This is a genomic window from Halomonas sp. IOP_14 (assembly GCF_021021315.1).
Taxonomy (GTDB): Bacteria; Pseudomonadota; Gammaproteobacteria; order Pseudomonadales; family Halomonadaceae; genus Vreelandella; species Vreelandella titanicae.
Window position 1 is genome coordinate 35072 of sequence record NZ_JAINWD010000008.1, and the last position, 15181, is coordinate 50252.

Genomic DNA, 15181 nt, shown 5'->3' on the forward strand with positions numbered 1-15181 from the left:
CCATGACCAGCAACTATATAAAGAACGAGATCAAAAGCTACCGTATCGGCCAGATCGTCCCCAGCTCCAATATCACCATGGAGACCGAAATACCCGCCATGCTTACGGCGCGGCAGTTAATCCGCCCGGAACGCTTTACCTTTCACTCCAGCCGCATGCGCATGAAGAACGTCAGCAAGGACGAACTGGCTGCCATGGATGCGGAGTCGGATCGCTGCGCCCTGGAGCTTTCTGATGCAGCGGTGGATGTGATGGGGTATGCCTGCCTGGTTGCCATTATGGCGATGGGGCCCGGCTACCACCGAGAGTCGCAAAAGCGTTTGCGCAGCCGCACCGAAGAGAACGGTTGCGACACGCCGGTGGTCACCAGCGCCGGTGCTCTGGTTGATGCCCTGGGTGTGATGAAAGCCAAGCGCGTGGTGGTAGTGGCCCCCTACATGAAGCCGCTGACCGAAATGGTGGTGGACTACATCCGTCAGGAAGGCATTGACGTGCTCGACTACCGAGCGCTTGAGATCCCCAATAACCTGGATGTCGCTCGCCACGATCCCGCCAATCTTCCCGAGATCGTCGCCAGTCTCGATTTAAGTAACGTGGACGCTATCGTCTTGTCAGCCTGTGTGCAAATGCCATCACTACCGGCCGTCGCCAAGGTCGAAGCCCTGACCGGCAAGCCGGTGGTTACCGCAGCTATCGCGACCACCTATGCCATGCTCAAGGCACTCGACCTGGAGCCCATCGTACCGGGCGCGGGCGCCCTCTTGTCAGGGGCTTACTAACAAAATCAGGTACTTATTGACGATATAGAGTGCTGATTAAGGAGACGACCATGTCGCCACACACGACTGATAACAGCGATGGCGTTAGCGATAACACTGCCACGGACAACTACCGAGGCGTGTGGGATGGGCGCATCGGTTTTGGCAAAACGCCTGCGCTGCTGGTGGTTGATTTTATGCAAGGCTACACCACACCAGGTTCGCCGCTATTTGCCCAGGGCGTGGTGGATGCGGTGGCCAATATGCCGCCGCTACTCAATACCGCACGGCGCACTGGCACGCCTGTTATCCACACCAACATCCTGTATCACGCCCCAGATCAAATCGACGGTGGCATTTGGGTCAAGAAGGCGCCGGTCATGCGGGCGATGGTGGCGGGCAACCCTTACGCCGAGTTCTGCCCCGAGGTGGCCCCCCGTGAAGATGAGCTGGTAATGACCAAGCAGTATGCCAGCGCGTTCTTTGGAACTTCGCTTGCCTCCACACTGGTCGCCATGGGTATCGATACACTCATCATTACCGGCTGCTCCACCAGTGGCTGCATTCGCGCCACCGCCGTTGATGGAGTACAGCACGGCTTTCGGGTGATGGTCGTGCGTGACTGCGTGGGTGACCGTCACCCCGCGCCCCATGAAGCTAACCTGTTTGATATCGATAGCAAATATGGCGATGTGATTGGACTGGATGAAACACTGGGATACTTAATGAAGCGTTAGGAGTATCCGAAAACGCAGGTGAAGCGGACGTCTCTGTTGAGTCATCAGTCCGCGTTCATTTTTTCCAGCAGATGCATTAAGGCAACCCGCTCTGCCGGGTTGAGATTTTTCATGGTCTGATCGCTAATTTGCTTGGCACTGGGCACCATAGCCTCGACTAATGTCTCCCCGGCCTCAGTGATCACGACCATGACTTTGCGTTGATCATTGGGGTCGGTGGTTAGCGAGATCCACCCCCGCGCTCTAAGACGTTTAATGACGCCACGGATGGTGGCTGGATCAATCGCCGTGGCATTGACGATATCGGTTAACGAGCTAGGGCCGCGCTCCATCACCGTGCACAGCGTTACAAATTGAATGGCCGTGAGCTGTTTATCGCTGCTGTGGCGCTGAAAAATAGCCGTATGCCGCTGGTAGGCTTTACGCAGTAGATGCCCTACTTGCTCAGAAAAATCATACCCTTGCTCTGAAGGCGTAGAGTGCTCGCCGGAAGACGAGTGTTTGAACGCACTATCCGTTGTCATTCCATATCCTTAATCTATTGGCGACGTCGTGTATCGAGTATGGCACTGGTTAACAAAATGATGCATCAACGTATGAAATACTCCTTGCGCTGGATCAATTCATCATGCTTTTATGGCGTACACGCTATAATCTTACCTTAGTTATCGCTCTTTCATCACCTAAAATTCATCCGCACTGATCATCGTAAACGCGAGCGTGGGAGGCAGACATGGCTGATAAATCAGACTATACAAGAGAGTCACTGCTGTATGGGTCTGATGTTCTGGTGATCTATCGCGACCCGGTTACGCCCCCCAAGCCCGCGCCTGGACAGCCAGGTACACACTCAAACTTCACCCCACATGAGCCTGAGATATTCATTGCCGTACTGAGCGATAGTCATATCGTGGCTTTCAACGGCCACGTAGACCTGGGCACGGGCATACGCACGGCGCTCGCTCAAATTGTTGCAGAAGAGCTCAGCGTCGCGTTCGACAGCGTCACCATGGTGCTGGGCAACTCCGTTGAAGCCCCCAACCAAGGCCCCACCATAGCCAGTGCATCGATTCAGATCACTGCCGAGCCTTTACGCCGAGCTGCGGCACAGGCGCGGGAGTACCTATTAACCCTGGCAGCAAAGCACTTTGACACTGAGCGCTCACTACTTAGCTGCCAGAACGGCGCTATTACGCCAAGTGATAATAACCGCTCACCCGTTAGCTTTGGGGAGTTGCTGCGGGGCACCCGTCATGCATTAAAGCTTGCCGATGAGGTGCCGCTTAAGCCGGTCAGCCATTATACCCTGGTCGGCCAATCGACCTCCCGCGTGGATATACCCGCCAAGGCCACCGGGCAATTGACTTTTATCCACGACCTACGCCTGCCCAACATGCTGCATGGGCGAGTGATTCGTCCGCCTTATGTAGGCCATGATAGCGGCGACTTTATTGGCAACAGTTTAATCGCGGTAGATGAAAGCTCTGTGGCTCATTTGCCAGGTGTGGTAAGTGTCGTGGTGGTCGGTGACTTTGTTGGCGTGGTGGCCGAGCGTGAAGAGCAGGCTGCTGCCGCAGCCAAACAGCTAAAGATCCAGTGGCGCCCAATCGAAGGCTTGCCTCAGTTGGACAACATAGAGCAAGCACTGCTCGACCTGCCCAGCAAGCAGCGCATACTCCTCGAAGAGGGTGATCTCGATAACGCTCTGGCTGCCGCACAGCATCCGCTCAATCGTCATTATGTGTGGCCATTCCAGCTGCATGGCTCCATCGGCCCTTCGTGCTCTGTCGCCGATGCCAACGAAGATGGCCTTCACGTATGGTCGGGCACCCAAAATCCACACAGCCTGCGCGCCGACCTCGCCCGCCTTACCGGTTTGGACGAAGGCGTTATCACCATTACCCGCATGGAAACATCAGGCTGCTATGGCCGCAACTGCGCCGACGACGTTGGCGCGGATGCAGTGCTACTCTCTCAGGCGGTGGGTCGACCTGTTCGTGTACAACTAACCCGTGAGCAGGAGCACACCTGGGAGCCTAAAGGGGCTGCTCAGTATATGGCCATTCAGGGCGGCTTAAACGCAGATGGCAGCCCAGCAGGCTATCGCTTTAATACGCGCTACCCCTCTAACAGTGCGCCCACCCTGGCACTACTGCTGACCGGTGCTGCCCCACCGATTGATATCCCCTTTGAAATGGGGGATCGAACATCGGTGCCGCCCTACCGCTACCCTCATCGCCAAATAGTGTGCGACGACGTCCCGACCCTGGTGCGCGCCTCCTGGCTGCGTGGTGTCTCGGCGCTGCCCAGCACTTTCGCCCACGAAAGCTATATTGATGAACTCGCCTACTTGGCGGGTGAAGATCCTGTCGCCTATCGGTTGCGCTACTTAGCCGATAACCGCGCCTGCGAGCTTGTCGAAGCGTTAGCCGAACGTGCGAACTGGAAACCCTGCACCGCTAACACCAATCCGAGTAGCGATGGCGAGTGGCGCTACGGCCGAGGATTCGCTTACGCCCAGTACGTACATAGTAAATTTCCCGGCTTTGGTGCCGCGCTCGCCGCCTGGGTGATTGAGCTTAAAGTCAATGTGAAGAGTGGACGGGTTGTCGTCGAGAACCTATATGTAGGTCAGGATGCGGGCCTGATGGTGAACCCCGCCGGCGTTCGCCATCAGGTGCATGGTAATGTGATCCAGATGCTCAGCCGCACTTTAAAGGAGCGGGTAACCTTTGAGGATGGTTTACCAACCAGCAGAGAGTGGGGCGGCTACCCTATTCTGCGTTTCTCGGAGCTGCCTCCCATCGACGTCATGCTGCTTGATCGCCCTGAACTGCCCCCACTCGGTGTTGGGGAGTCCGCCTCACTGCCCGGCGCTCCCGCGATTGCCAACGCGCTTTTTGATGCCACGGGGGTACGCTTTACCCATCCCCCTTTTACCCCTGACACCATTCGCGATGCACTGAAAGCCGCTCTTCGACTCCCCATGGAGGCGGCGATTTAATGCACCATCTTGATCTACAGGTTATCGAACGTGCGTTGAAATGGGCCAACCAGGGGCTGACCGTTTGGCTATGCACAGTTCTGAAAACTTTTGGCTCGGCCCCCCGGGAGCCGGGTGCCATGCTGGTCGCATGTTCGACAGGCGACTATCTGGGGTCACTGTCAGGTGGCTGTGTCGAAGAAGACTTTATCGCAAGGCTTCAAAAGGGTGAGTTTAACGAACCGGTTCAACGGGTGCGCTATGGCGGTGACGCTGGTTCAGCGAATATTCGTTTACCCTGCGGTGGTCGCCTTGAAGTGTTGGTTGAACGGCTAGCGCCCAACACCGAAAACCTCACTCACCTAGAAGTGATGCATGCCACGCTACTGGGTCGCCAACCGCTAACCCGCTGTATCACACTGGATGGCAGCGGCAAGCGCTTTAACCTATCGAATAACACCGAGCCCACCGTTACTTTCGATACAGATAGCGTCAATATTCGCATAGGCCCTGCGCTACGGCTGATTATCGCGGGGATCTCTTCAGTCTCTGCGCCCTGTGCGCTGTTTGCCCAAACGCTTGGTTTTGAAGTGATTGTCTGCGACCCCAGAGACGAGCCTAGGCAAAATTTTGCTGTCGCCGGAGTGGAGGTGCAGGCGGTACTGCCCTCAGTGTTTATTGCCTCTGGCGGTTGCCATGCCAATACCGCCGTTGTGGCCTTGACCCATGACCCGCGTATCGATGATTTAGCGATGATCGAAGCCGTCCGAACGGAAGCCTTTTACATTGGCGTTATGGGCTCTCAGCAGACATCACAGCAGCGTGCCGAACGACTGCTACGTTCTGGCGGCCTGACGGAAAGCCAAGTAGCAAGAATTGCCATGCCCATTGGGCTTAATCTGGGTAGCAAAACACCGGCTGAAATTGCGCTAGCCGTGATGGCCGATATTGCTCGCCTCTCTCGCGGAAAAGAACGCCATGCCTTGTAGCGATATCATAGTCATCGTGATGGCGGCAGGGCAATCAAGCCGCTTTGGCAGCGATAAAAGAGTCGCCAAGTTAGGCAATGGGGAAACGCTGCTTAGCTCCACTTTACGAACTATTCAGAAAACTTTTTCTAATAGCCGCGTTGTTATCAAACCCGAAGATAACGCCCAGTCACTCGGCCTTACACCAACGAATCACATTATTATTAGTCAGCGCAGTCATTTAGGCCTTGGTTACAGTATTAGCGATGCTTTTAGACAACTCTGCAGCGATGAAAGCATACATCATTATCGTGCTGCCGCAGTATGGTTAGCCGACCTCCCTTGGGTAAGTGAAGAGACATGCGGTGTATTAACAAAAATGGCCACCCCAGGGAGTATCGTACAGCCAATACACCAAGAAAACCCTGGGCACCCTGTTGTTTTTGGAAGAGAATTCTGGCACGAACTGGCACTTTTAGAAAACGACAGAGGTGCAAGTCCTGTCATCAAAAAGCATAGCAAGCGTGTTATTTATGTCTCTCTCAACGACCCAGGCGTGTGCACTGACGTCGACTACCCCGATGATTTAACAAAATCACAAAAAATACAAGAAGCGCGCAAATGCATACAAGACTACAACAAAAACCACAACAAAAATTACATTAAAAGCTGAAACAGACTTTTAGTTTAACATTATTATATTAGCCAAAAAGATATTAAAAAAATCAAATATTTGAGCAAGTGCAGGATCGACCGTTAATGATTAGCGGTAGTAAGAATAACACCCAGGGAACCATTAAACAGTCAAAGCATGGCACTCATCAACATCCTCGTGCTTTGCTTCTGGCCAACATATCGAGGCAACAAATGAAAAAAATTTCTCGTCTTTCACTGACGCAGAAACTGCTGGTCGCTGTCGCTATACCTCTCTTAGTGGTAGCCGTCATTTTAGGCTTTGTCGTCAATCAACAGCTTAACCAGGCTATTCCAGCGTTAATCGATAATGCCGGTAAGCGGCAGGTAGAAGCACGGGCAGATGAAATCAGCCGCTGGATTACCGGGTACCGTAATTGGATCTCCGTACTTGCTCAGGATGAGCGTTTGGTGGAAGACGTGCCGCTTGCGTCTCACCGCGCTTGGCTCGAAAAGCGCTACCCGCCAGGGGGCACCATCGAGTCACTGTTCTTTGCTGACGCATCCGGAGCGACCCTAACTCACGCAGGCGTCAACTTGCAGATAGCCGAACGTCCTTATTTCAAAGCCTTAGTGACTGACGGCACTCAGGATAGTCTGCTAAGCGATCCGGTTATCTCCATGGTGAGTGGCCTGCCAACGGCTATTGTCGCTGATACTGTATTCGATGAGCGTGGCAATCGAGCGGGACTGCTGGGCATGACCGTTTCCATGGCCGCCGTATCTGATATTACCTCCGATATTAATGTTGGCGATGGCAGCTACGGCTGGCTAATCGACAGCCAAGGGCAAGTCATTGCTCATCCGGTTGAAGAGTATCGCATGTCGCTCAATTACACCGATGCCGACCAGCAGGGCTACCAAGGCCTGGATGCATTGAGTCAGCAAATACTCAGCGGCACGGCAGGCTCCGGTGAAATAACCATGCCCAGCGGTGAGCAGACCGTGCTCATGTGGAGCCCGGTGGAAGGCACTTCCTGGGTGGTCGGGGTCACCGTACCCATCACCGCCTTTACGACCGTGACTAACAGCCTGCTGCAGTCGCTGCTGCTGGCGGGAGGACTGCTATTGGCATTGCTGTTGGTGGTGGTTGCCTATGCGGCGCGGCGCTCACTTGCCCCCATCAAGCATACCGCCAGTGCCATGGCTGATATTGCCAAAGGAAAAGGTGATTTAACGCGCCGTTTAGAAGCCAAAACCCAGGATGAAATTGGCGACCTCGCCCACGGCTTTAATGCCTTTGTCGAGCGTATGCAGTCTACCCTTCAGGAAGTGCGCCAAAACGCTCGCACGGTATTATCCGATGCCAGCGATATGGCGGATGGTACTCATGAGCTTTCATCGCGTACCGAACAAGCGGCGGCTAACCTCCAGGAAACGTCTGCCTCAATGGAGCAAATTCACTCCACGGTAGCGCATACTTCCCAGGCCTCCGAACAGGCGAATAGCCTCGCGCTAGAAGCCGCCAATGCCTCAGAACGTGGCACCGATTCGATGAATCAAATGGAAGCCAAGATGGCCGCGATTAGTGATTCGGCCAATAAAATAAGCGACATTATTGGCTTGATTGACTCGATTGCATTTCAAACCAATATATTGGCACTGAACGCATCGGTGGAGGCTGCCCGCGCTGGCGAGCAGGGCCGTGGTTTTGCTGTTGTAGCGAGCGAAGTCCGCACACTCGCCAGTCGCTCGGCATCTGCGGCACATGATATTCGTGCACTGATTGATATGTCCGTGAGTCATTCAAAAGAAGGCGGTGATATTGTCAAGGCGGCGGCTGATCGCATGAAGGAGATTCGCCACAGCGTTACTCAAGTGTCGGATGTGATCGCCGAGATTGCTGCCGGCGCCCGGGAACAAACCACTGGCATCCAACAGGTCAATACCGCAGTGGCAGAGATGGATATGATGACCCAGCAGAATGCTGCCATGGTCAGCCAGAGCGCCACGCTTGCCACCAATATGCGCGATAATGCGCAACGGCTGGATCAACTGATGAGCGAGTTTGTGCTCAGTGAAGGCGGCGCTGAGAACTCTGCGCTACCCTATACGGCAGCACATAAAGCGCGGACAGGCACTGCACTACCTCAAGCACCTAGCCGCCCTCCCCAGGCCACTCAGCAAAAGCATGAAGTGGCGGAATGGGAAGAGTTCTAATTTCTCATCATTAATAAGGCTAAAAGGCACCCGCTTGGGTGCCTTTTAGCTTAAAGTTCGTAAACTTTCGTGACCAATATGCAAAAGTATATAGAGAGTTTCACTGGCATAGCATTCATACCGCCGAACTTAGTTCACCTCCCTGTAAAAGATCACGCTGCTCATGCCATAGCTCCTTAATGAAGCCCCTGCTCTGTTTCGCCCAAGAAACCTATGATCTGCTCTTCGCTGAAAAGCCTGTTCATGATGTTCAACCCCTTTGTGAGCATGATTGAACTCTTAAGTGTGGCGCCCACAAGTTGGGGCTATTCAGTGCTTTTAAATTTCTAATATTAACAAGTCAGAAGGTGCATAGATATCCTGATAGTAGAACGGGCTACCATCGCCTAGTGATGTACAGGCTGTTACACAGAATGTCGCGTTATCAGGCCGCATTTCAAACAAAGCAGCATGGCGGAGAGAGAGGTGGTTTATTGCAATGAGCGTATTTGCTTGATGAGAGCGTTGCCCCAAAAATGCTTCAAGGCAGATGCGAAGATTAACACCTTCTAATTCACTCAATTCAATATCATCTATATTTATCAGTCTCTGCGGTAAGTACATTTCTGCACCAAGGTTGATGTTATCACCAGTAAGACGTCGACGAATGACAACGTAAGGCCCGGGGCCCAAGTGTTCGCTCCAGGGGCCACGTTCATTGGTGCGGAGTACCTCGACCTTGACCTGTGTCAGGCGTAGTGGACGATTTGTGGCGGCAACACGGAAGCGGAAATGCCAAATATTAGGGCCTAGCGGTTCTGCATCCGCTATGCGAGTGCCGTCTCCGCGTCGACGCACGATTAACCCCAGATCCTGCAACTGACCCAGTGCGCTTTGCACTGTGCCGAGTGAAAGCTCAAGGCTTCTCGCCAGCTCGCTTTCTGATGGTAACCGTTCTCCAGGCTTGACCTTTCCTTCCCGTATAGCTGCCATTAAAGCTAGCCGCAGTGCAGTACGCTTGGTTTCTTGTGGATTGCGGTGACGCTCTTCTTTTAGTTTCTGTATTAATAAAGAGCACAGGGCAGCATCCTGATTTTTTTTAGTCATGCCGATTTGTTACTCTCCTTTTGGCTTCGCCATATTGCACGTGAAAGAACGGCGATTGTAAGTAGCAAGAATACTAGTGCTAATGGGCTCGCCAGAATTGAGATCCCTTCTACTTGATGAAGCAAGAGAGCTTGGCGTAAAGAAGTTTCAAACATTCCTCCTAATAGAAAACCGATGACAGTGCACACAATTGAAATTCGCGCACGAGTAAAAAGAATACCTAGACCCGCAAAAGCTAACATTACACCGACGTCCCAAAGCGATTGGGTCGGAAGGTAAATACCAAAGATACAAAACATGAGCACTGGCGGCAAAATCAGGCGACGTGGATAACGAGCAAACTGCACCCATAGTGATAAACCCGCCCGGCCAATTATAAGGTGGAAAATATTCGCCAAAATCATGGAGGCGAAGAGTCCATAAATAAGCTCCCCATGCATGCTCAGCATGAAAGGCCCCGGTACAACACCATGCATAACTAGGGCGCCAACAAGTAATGCTGCCGCGATATTGCCAGGAATGCCAAGTGCGATTGTTGGAATCAGGTTAGAACCAACCACAGCGCTATTGGCGCTTTCTGTAGCAATGATACCCTCGGGCTCTCCTTTACCAAAGTTATCGCCGTTTTTGGAAGCACGTTTAGCGGCTGAGTAAGATAGAAAAGAGGCTAAGGTTACGCCTAGCCCTGGTAGCATCCCAACAAGAGAGCCAGTCAATGCCCCTCGGATTAGCGTGCGCCAGTAAGAGAAAAATTCACGTGCAGAAACAGATCGGCCTGCTTTCGTATCAGCTTGATTCAAGGCGAAGTCATCTTTTTCACGCCGGGTGATGAGATCAGAAAGCTGAATAACCACAGATGAGAGTGCAAGCGCGCCGATTGCCAAAGCTGACAGTGAGAGGCCATCTTCTAATTTAAGTTGACCAAATGTGAAGCGAGAAGTGGAGGCAACGGGGTCAAGGCCTATCGTTGAGAGTAGAATACCAAAGAAGATACCTATTCCACTTTTTAAGGGTGAATCTCCTGCAATTCCAGCAATTAATGCAAATGAGAATAACAATACAGCTGTATATTCTACTGGCCCAAACTGCAATGCGAAGGCGGCAAAAGGCACAACAAGGACGATGAGTAGTAAATCAGAAATCGTATCGCCGGTAACCGATGAAAAAAGCGAGAATTTCATTGCACGAAAAGCTTCTCCGCGCTTAGCCATAGGGTAGCCATCCCAGGCCGTTGCTGCTGCCTCGGGTGAGCCGGGAGAATTTAACAGAATAGCCGGAATGGCCCCACCGGATGTCCCTCCTTTATTGACTCCTACTAGGAAAGCAATGGCAGCTAACGGGGACATGTAAAAGGTTATCGGTATCAGTACCGCCATGGCGGTTACGCTGCCGAGTCCAGGCAAAACACCAATCACAATGCCTAAGGCAATTCCTAAAGCGATGAACAGTAAATTCATCGGCTCTAACGCTGCTGCGAATGCCTGTAAGATAATATCTAACATGGATGACCTCAGGGCAGTTGAATATAAAAGGCATGCCATGCGAGTTGCTGAAGGGCCAGCGGCAGTAATATTGAGCCTAGTGCGCATCGGATTAAATAGCGGCGCTGGCCAGCTAATACGATGCCCGTAAAACATGATACGGCGGCGGTGACGACGAATCCTACATACATGAGTAACAACATTGTGGCAATGGCCCACGCAAGCCAAGCGAGAGTTTCTAGCAATATACGGGAGCCGTTATGAGGAATTCGTCGGAGCGCCCAGTGGCGATTCTTAAACATTAGCATCGCGCCAAATAGCCCAATGAAAATGCAAGCCAGTTTAGGAAAAAAACCAGGAGAAAGCTGGCTGTGATACGTGGTCGTTTCCACACCGACTGGAATCAGCAAGAAAATAACAAACAGCGCGAAGCTGACGGTAATTGCACCTATTAAAAAATCGAAACGATCAGAAGCATCTTGTGTACAAGTTTTCTGATCTATCATGGCGCAGTCTCCTCATAAATGGCTGCCAAATCTTCATTAATGGTCATTAGTTCTGCCGTTAATTGGCTTCCAGTTAGATCCGCTAAAGGAAAACCGAGCGTGTTCATCATTAAGTCATTGAAGGCTTCGGAATGAGCGGCGGTAATAGCAGCCTCTGTTAACTTGGCGCGCAATTCTTCTGACAATCCGGCTGGAGCCCATATAGTCGCGCCTCCAGGCATGGAAACACCATATCTTTCTTGCATGGTTGGCACTTCGGGCATCGTTTCCTGAGGGGCTGCTGTCATGGAGAGAACAACATTCATTTGATCTAAGTAACGGTTATGGGCCCCGCCAGACCATGCAAAATTCACCTTATTCCCTAACAAAAAGGGAACCATTTCACCGCCGCCTTTAGTTGGCACTGCTACCCAAACAACCTGTTCACGCATGGCAATGTAATCAACAAAGGCGCGCGAGATTGAGTTCTGATCAGCATAACTCATGCTTTGTGCAGCAGAGAGTGCAAGCAAGTCTTCGAACGTTTCAATGCCTGAGCTCTTAGACGTAACGATTGCCTGGGGAAGGTCTGTAACCCTAATTATGGGGTCAAAACTACTCAGCGAATAGTTCACGTTTTCAGCAATAGGGGGCCACAGGACGGTAGACTCTGGCGCAAATAATAATGTATAGCCATCCGCTATAGCACGAGATGCAGCGGTCGTGCCGATCTTTCCGCCTGCGCCAGGCTGGGTCCTGACAAGCACATTTATATTCAATTCATTACCCAGTTCTTCGGCAAAAACACGCGCCATGGTCTCCATAGATCCCCCTGCCTGATAGGGAACAATGAGCGTGATCGGTTTTTCTGGATAGTCGGCCAGAGCAGCAAAGGGCAGAGACATCATAGTGAGAATGAAAATTGTTTTAACAAGCTTATGCATCTCAGTACTCCTGTTTATCGTGTTATTACTATGAAGTTTTGTGCGAATTTTAACCAACCTCATAGCCGGTGAAGCATAAATTGACGCCGAATGGGCATTTTTTGCTACGCGGAGTTGGCGTGAGTGTGCTGACTTATTGTTATTACTTCACAGTAATAGAAGGCTTTGCGGGCATATGTCAACAAAAATTTGCTATTCTGACTTTTTTATCCCTATATTACTATGTAGTTTTAATTGGACTCAAAACAACTCATCAAAGGTTCCCCATGCCAAGAAGACTCGATATAGACCCTGAAATGATAGGTGAATCTAAGCTCCTAACGACACCGGGCACTGATCCTGCCTTGTTTGGCACCGCGGTGATGAGTGGGCCTGAACATGTTGAAGTGCGTAGCTACCAAACTTTTCGTATTCAATACACGACTGGCAAGCTGGGCCTGGACGATACAGGCGCGATACGCTTGGCCCTTAGGTTAATCTCAGACGCTGGGTCACTACAGACGACCGACCCAACCGCTCCAAATTACGTTACGGCGCGCTCATCCGGTGATGGACAGCTGTTTCTAAAATATGACCGTAACGGGGGACAGCGTCCATGGAATGAAACCCTTACGATTTACCAGCGAGGCGGCTACCTCAAACCTGGTGAGACGATTGAGATTGTGCTGGGCGACACGACTGAAGGTTCTCCTGGTCTCTTAATGTCGACCTTCTATGAAGGCGCAAGGGTTATCCGCGTAATGGCAGACGTGCAGGCTACGGGCAATTTTATTCCGTTGCCTGATACTCATTTGGCGTTCACGGTTGGAGCAGGACCAGCGCATCGGTATTTAGCAATTTTGCCGACGCGCCGACGCTTAAACGACATCTTCTGCCTTGGATTAAAAGCCGAGGACCTTTGGGGCAACCCGACATCAAAAGGCAGTACACGCTTTGCTATTGAAAGCTCGTTACCCGTCGAAGGCCTTCCGAGTGTCATTGATTTCGCTTCAGCCAGTGGAGCGATGCGCATTGAACCTCTGCGAGTAGCCGCAGAAGAGGGGATATTGAGGATTTGGCTTACTGCTGAAGACGGAACCGTTGTAGAAGCTGGGCCGATGCAGGTTCTTACTGATGGGCCAGCACATTTCTGGGGGGATCTACACGGGCAGACCGGTGAGACCGTCGGCACCAACTCCATAGAGCACTATTTTGATTTCGCTCGAAACAAGTCGTTTCTGGACGTGACAGCCCACCAGGCTAATGATTTCCAAATTAAACCGGCTTTCTGGAAAAAGCTCAATCATTTGACAGAAACATTGAATGAACCCGGTGTTTTTACTGTGTTACCAGGTTACGAGTGGTCTGGCAATACAGCAGTGGGTGGCGATCATAACGTCTTTTTTAGAAAGGAAGGAGCGAGAATATATCGCTGTTCTCACGCATTGGTTGCGGAGCATGATGACCTTGACACTGATGCACATACACTGACTGACCTTTATAACAGGCTTCATGACGAGCCAGTGGACTCCGTCATGTATGCCCATGTTGGAGGCCGCTATGCCAATATTCATTTCGATCACGATCCCCGGTTAGAAGCAGCGGTGGAGGTACACTCTGCGTGGGGTAGTTTCGAATGGATATTAACCGATGGCTTCCCTATGCGTCGTCGAGTTGGGGTCGTTGCGAATTCTGATGGACATAAAGGTCGCCCCGGTGCCTCTTATCCAGGCGCTTCATTTTTCGGTGCCTATGGCGGCTTGACTTGCTTTCTGATGAAAGAAAATACACGTGATGCTGTCTTTGAAGCGATTCGCCGTCGCCATACCTACGGCACCTCGGGCCCGCGTGTAGCCATAGACATTAAGGCAGAGCTGACCGCTGGTGGAACACTGTTTCACCGCAACCCTATCGCTGAGCCTGATTGTGCAACCGAAAAAGTCTTTGTCTGCACTATGGGTGATATTGTGCAAATAACGGACAAAAAGGTGAAAGTTTCAGTATCAGTGGACGCCCCCGTCGGTATTGAAAGCATTGAATTGCGTCGAGGCACAAGCACGGTTGCCCTATGGCGTGGTTACGAAGACAAAAACCTTGGTAATCGTTTGCGTCTCATGTGGTCAGGCGCAGAATATCGTGGCCGTGGCCGTAATACTCGCTGGCAGGGGCGAATATTAATCAATGGTGGTTGTATAGAAAGGTTTTCACCAGTAAATCGCTTAAACCCTGAGCAAACCTTAGAACAAGTCGGGTCAAAAAGTGTGATTTTCAATACGATTACCACTGGCAATCGGATGGGATGTGATATTTGGCTTAAAGAAGAGAGCTCTGAAGTTGAGGTGACAACCAATCATGGTGAGCTTTCACTTACACTTAAAGAGATGGATGGCAAACCGGTGGTAATGAGTGCAGGAGGGCTTGAGCGGAAATTAATAGCCCAGCGGCTACCTGCAGGCGGATTAGCTACTTCAGCGCACTTTCAAAAAGAAATAGAGATCGAAGAAGACGGTGATACCCCAGTTTGGCTTTGCGTTAACTTGGAGGACGGTAACCAGGCTTGGACTTCCCCTATATATTTGTTCCAAAAATAATTGCCATGGCTGCGTCGAAACCAGGCGCGGCTTATGCATTTATGTCAGCATCTCCCCCTCTGTAGGCGGCTATCCTGAGGGATGGTAGGAGAAGTTGTATCAGCGGGCTTAGCTAAAAAATGGCAACCAAGGTCAGCATAATGGAGTTTTACACAGGCATGCCACGTGAGATGGAAGCGCATAGAATCCGGCCCGTTATCGGTAAGGCTATGATCGCGTAACGATGCTTGCCCTCTAAAAATGGGGAATTACCCTGGCTACTTTGTTTGTAAAAACGCCTTTTCCTTTTTGTTGCATCAGAAATTCTGAGTTAGCT

The 15181-nt window shown here is 51.6% G+C and carries 12 protein-coding genes; 7 read left to right on the forward strand and 5 right to left on the reverse strand.

Annotated features, from left to right (window positions below; genetic code table 11):
* The first annotated feature begins 2 nt into the window (after window positions 1–2).
* Entirely contained in the window at window positions 3–779 is a 777-nt protein-coding gene (locus K7H09_RS08380; RefSeq protein ID WP_009286021.1) for a maleate cis-trans isomerase family protein, read from the forward strand.
* 50 nt (window positions 780–829) lie between these two features.
* Window positions 830–1495 (forward strand): N-carbamoylsarcosine amidohydrolase, encoded by a 666-nt coding sequence (locus K7H09_RS08385; protein WP_190374453.1) that lies wholly within the window; start codon window positions 830–832, stop codon window positions 1493–1495.
* Between the two features lie 44 nt (window positions 1496–1539).
* Here the strand turns inward: K7H09_RS08385 and K7H09_RS08390 are convergent, their stop codons facing one another.
* Window positions 1540–2019: a MarR family winged helix-turn-helix transcriptional regulator gene (locus K7H09_RS08390; protein WP_230804387.1), complete on the reverse strand. Its 480-nt coding sequence runs from the start codon at window positions 2017–2019 to the stop codon at window positions 1540–1542.
* Between the two features lie 209 nt (window positions 2020–2228).
* Here K7H09_RS08390 and K7H09_RS08395 point away from each other — a divergent pair, with 209 nt between their 5' ends.
* The 4 genes from K7H09_RS08395 to htc1 all read left to right on the forward strand — a co-directional run bounded on the left by K7H09_RS08395 (window position 2229) and on the right by htc1 (window position 8299).
* Window positions 2229–4499 (forward strand): xanthine dehydrogenase family protein molybdopterin-binding subunit, encoded by a 2271-nt coding sequence (locus K7H09_RS08395; RefSeq protein ID WP_230804389.1) that lies wholly within the window; start codon window positions 2229–2231, stop codon window positions 4497–4499.
* Window positions 4499–5467, forward strand: a complete 969-nt coding sequence (locus K7H09_RS08400; protein ID WP_230804391.1) for an XdhC family protein — start codon at window positions 4499–4501, stop codon at window positions 5465–5467. The genes K7H09_RS08395 and K7H09_RS08400 overlap by 1 nt, the downstream gene beginning before the upstream one ends.
* Window positions 5457–6119 (forward strand): nucleotidyltransferase family protein, encoded by a 663-nt coding sequence (locus K7H09_RS08405; protein WP_141440528.1) that lies wholly within the window; start codon window positions 5457–5459, stop codon window positions 6117–6119. Before K7H09_RS08400 ends, K7H09_RS08405 begins: the two co-directional genes overlap by 11 nt.
* 194 nt (window positions 6120–6313) lie before the next feature.
* Entirely contained in the window at window positions 6314–8299 is a 1986-nt protein-coding gene (gene htc1 / locus K7H09_RS08410) for a methyl-accepting chemotaxis protein Htc1 (protein ID WP_039857430.1), read from the forward strand.
* Window positions 8300–8617: 318 nt separating this feature from the next.
* Here the strand turns inward: htc1 and K7H09_RS08415 are convergent, their stop codons facing one another.
* The 4 genes from K7H09_RS08415 to K7H09_RS08430 are packed head-to-tail and all read right to left on the reverse strand — an operon-like array spanning window position 8618 to window position 12295.
* Window positions 8618–9385 (reverse strand): GntR family transcriptional regulator, encoded by a 768-nt coding sequence (locus K7H09_RS08415; protein ID WP_009286024.1) that lies wholly within the window; start codon window positions 9383–9385, stop codon window positions 8618–8620.
* Window positions 9382–10887 (reverse strand): tripartite tricarboxylate transporter permease, encoded by a 1506-nt coding sequence (locus K7H09_RS08420; protein WP_230804393.1) that lies wholly within the window; start codon window positions 10885–10887, stop codon window positions 9382–9384. The genes K7H09_RS08415 and K7H09_RS08420 overlap by 4 nt, the downstream gene beginning before the upstream one ends.
* A gap of 8 nt (window positions 10888–10895) precedes the next feature.
* The gene (locus K7H09_RS08425) at window positions 10896–11372 is read right to left on the reverse strand and encodes a tripartite tricarboxylate transporter TctB family protein (protein WP_039857435.1); all 477 of its coding nucleotides are present in this window, start codon (window positions 11370–11372) and stop codon (window positions 10896–10898) included.
* Window positions 11369–12295: a tripartite tricarboxylate transporter substrate binding protein gene (locus K7H09_RS08430; RefSeq protein ID WP_161575218.1), complete on the reverse strand. Its 927-nt coding sequence runs from the start codon at window positions 12293–12295 to the stop codon at window positions 11369–11371. The genes K7H09_RS08425 and K7H09_RS08430 overlap by 4 nt, the downstream gene beginning before the upstream one ends.
* 119 nt (window positions 12296–12414) lie before the next feature.
* On the opposite strand from K7H09_RS08430, the gene K7H09_RS08435 reads away from it, so the two are divergent.
* Window positions 12415–14865: a DUF3604 domain-containing protein gene (locus K7H09_RS08435; RefSeq protein WP_141440526.1), complete on the forward strand. Its 2451-nt coding sequence runs from the start codon at window positions 12415–12417 to the stop codon at window positions 14863–14865.
* Window positions 14866–15181: the final 316 nt, after the last annotated feature.

Excerpts from the sequence above, each read along its gene's own strand:
- K7H09_RS08380 (WP_009286021.1), top strand. The coding sequence starts at position 3 with ATGACCAGCAACTATATAAAGAACGAGATCAAAAGCTACCGTATCGGC.
- K7H09_RS08385 (WP_190374453.1), top strand. The coding sequence starts at position 830 with ATGTCGCCACACACGACTGATAACAGCGATGGCGTTAGCGATAACACT.
- K7H09_RS08390 (WP_230804387.1), bottom strand. The coding sequence starts at position 2,019 with ATGACAACGGATAGTGCGTTCAAACACTCGTCTTCCGGCGAGCACTCT.
- K7H09_RS08395 (WP_230804389.1), top strand. The coding sequence starts at position 2,229 with ATGGCTGATAAATCAGACTATACAAGAGAGTCACTGCTGTATGGGTCT.
- K7H09_RS08400 (WP_230804391.1), top strand. The coding sequence starts at position 4,499 with ATGCACCATCTTGATCTACAGGTTATCGAACGTGCGTTGAAATGGGCC.
- K7H09_RS08405 (WP_141440528.1), top strand. The coding sequence starts at position 5,457 with ATGCCTTGTAGCGATATCATAGTCATCGTGATGGCGGCAGGGCAATCA.
- htc1 (WP_039857430.1), top strand. The coding sequence starts at position 6,314 with ATGAAAAAAATTTCTCGTCTTTCACTGACGCAGAAACTGCTGGTCGCT.
- K7H09_RS08415 (WP_009286024.1), bottom strand. The coding sequence starts at position 9,385 with ATGACTAAAAAAAATCAGGATGCTGCCCTGTGCTCTTTATTAATACAG.
- K7H09_RS08420 (WP_230804393.1), bottom strand. The coding sequence starts at position 10,887 with ATGTTAGATATTATCTTACAGGCATTCGCAGCAGCGTTAGAGCCGATG.
- K7H09_RS08425 (WP_039857435.1), bottom strand. The coding sequence starts at position 11,372 with ATGATAGATCAGAAAACTTGTACACAAGATGCTTCTGATCGTTTCGAT.
- K7H09_RS08430 (WP_161575218.1), bottom strand. The coding sequence starts at position 12,295 with ATGCATAAGCTTGTTAAAACAATTTTCATTCTCACTATGATGTCTCTG.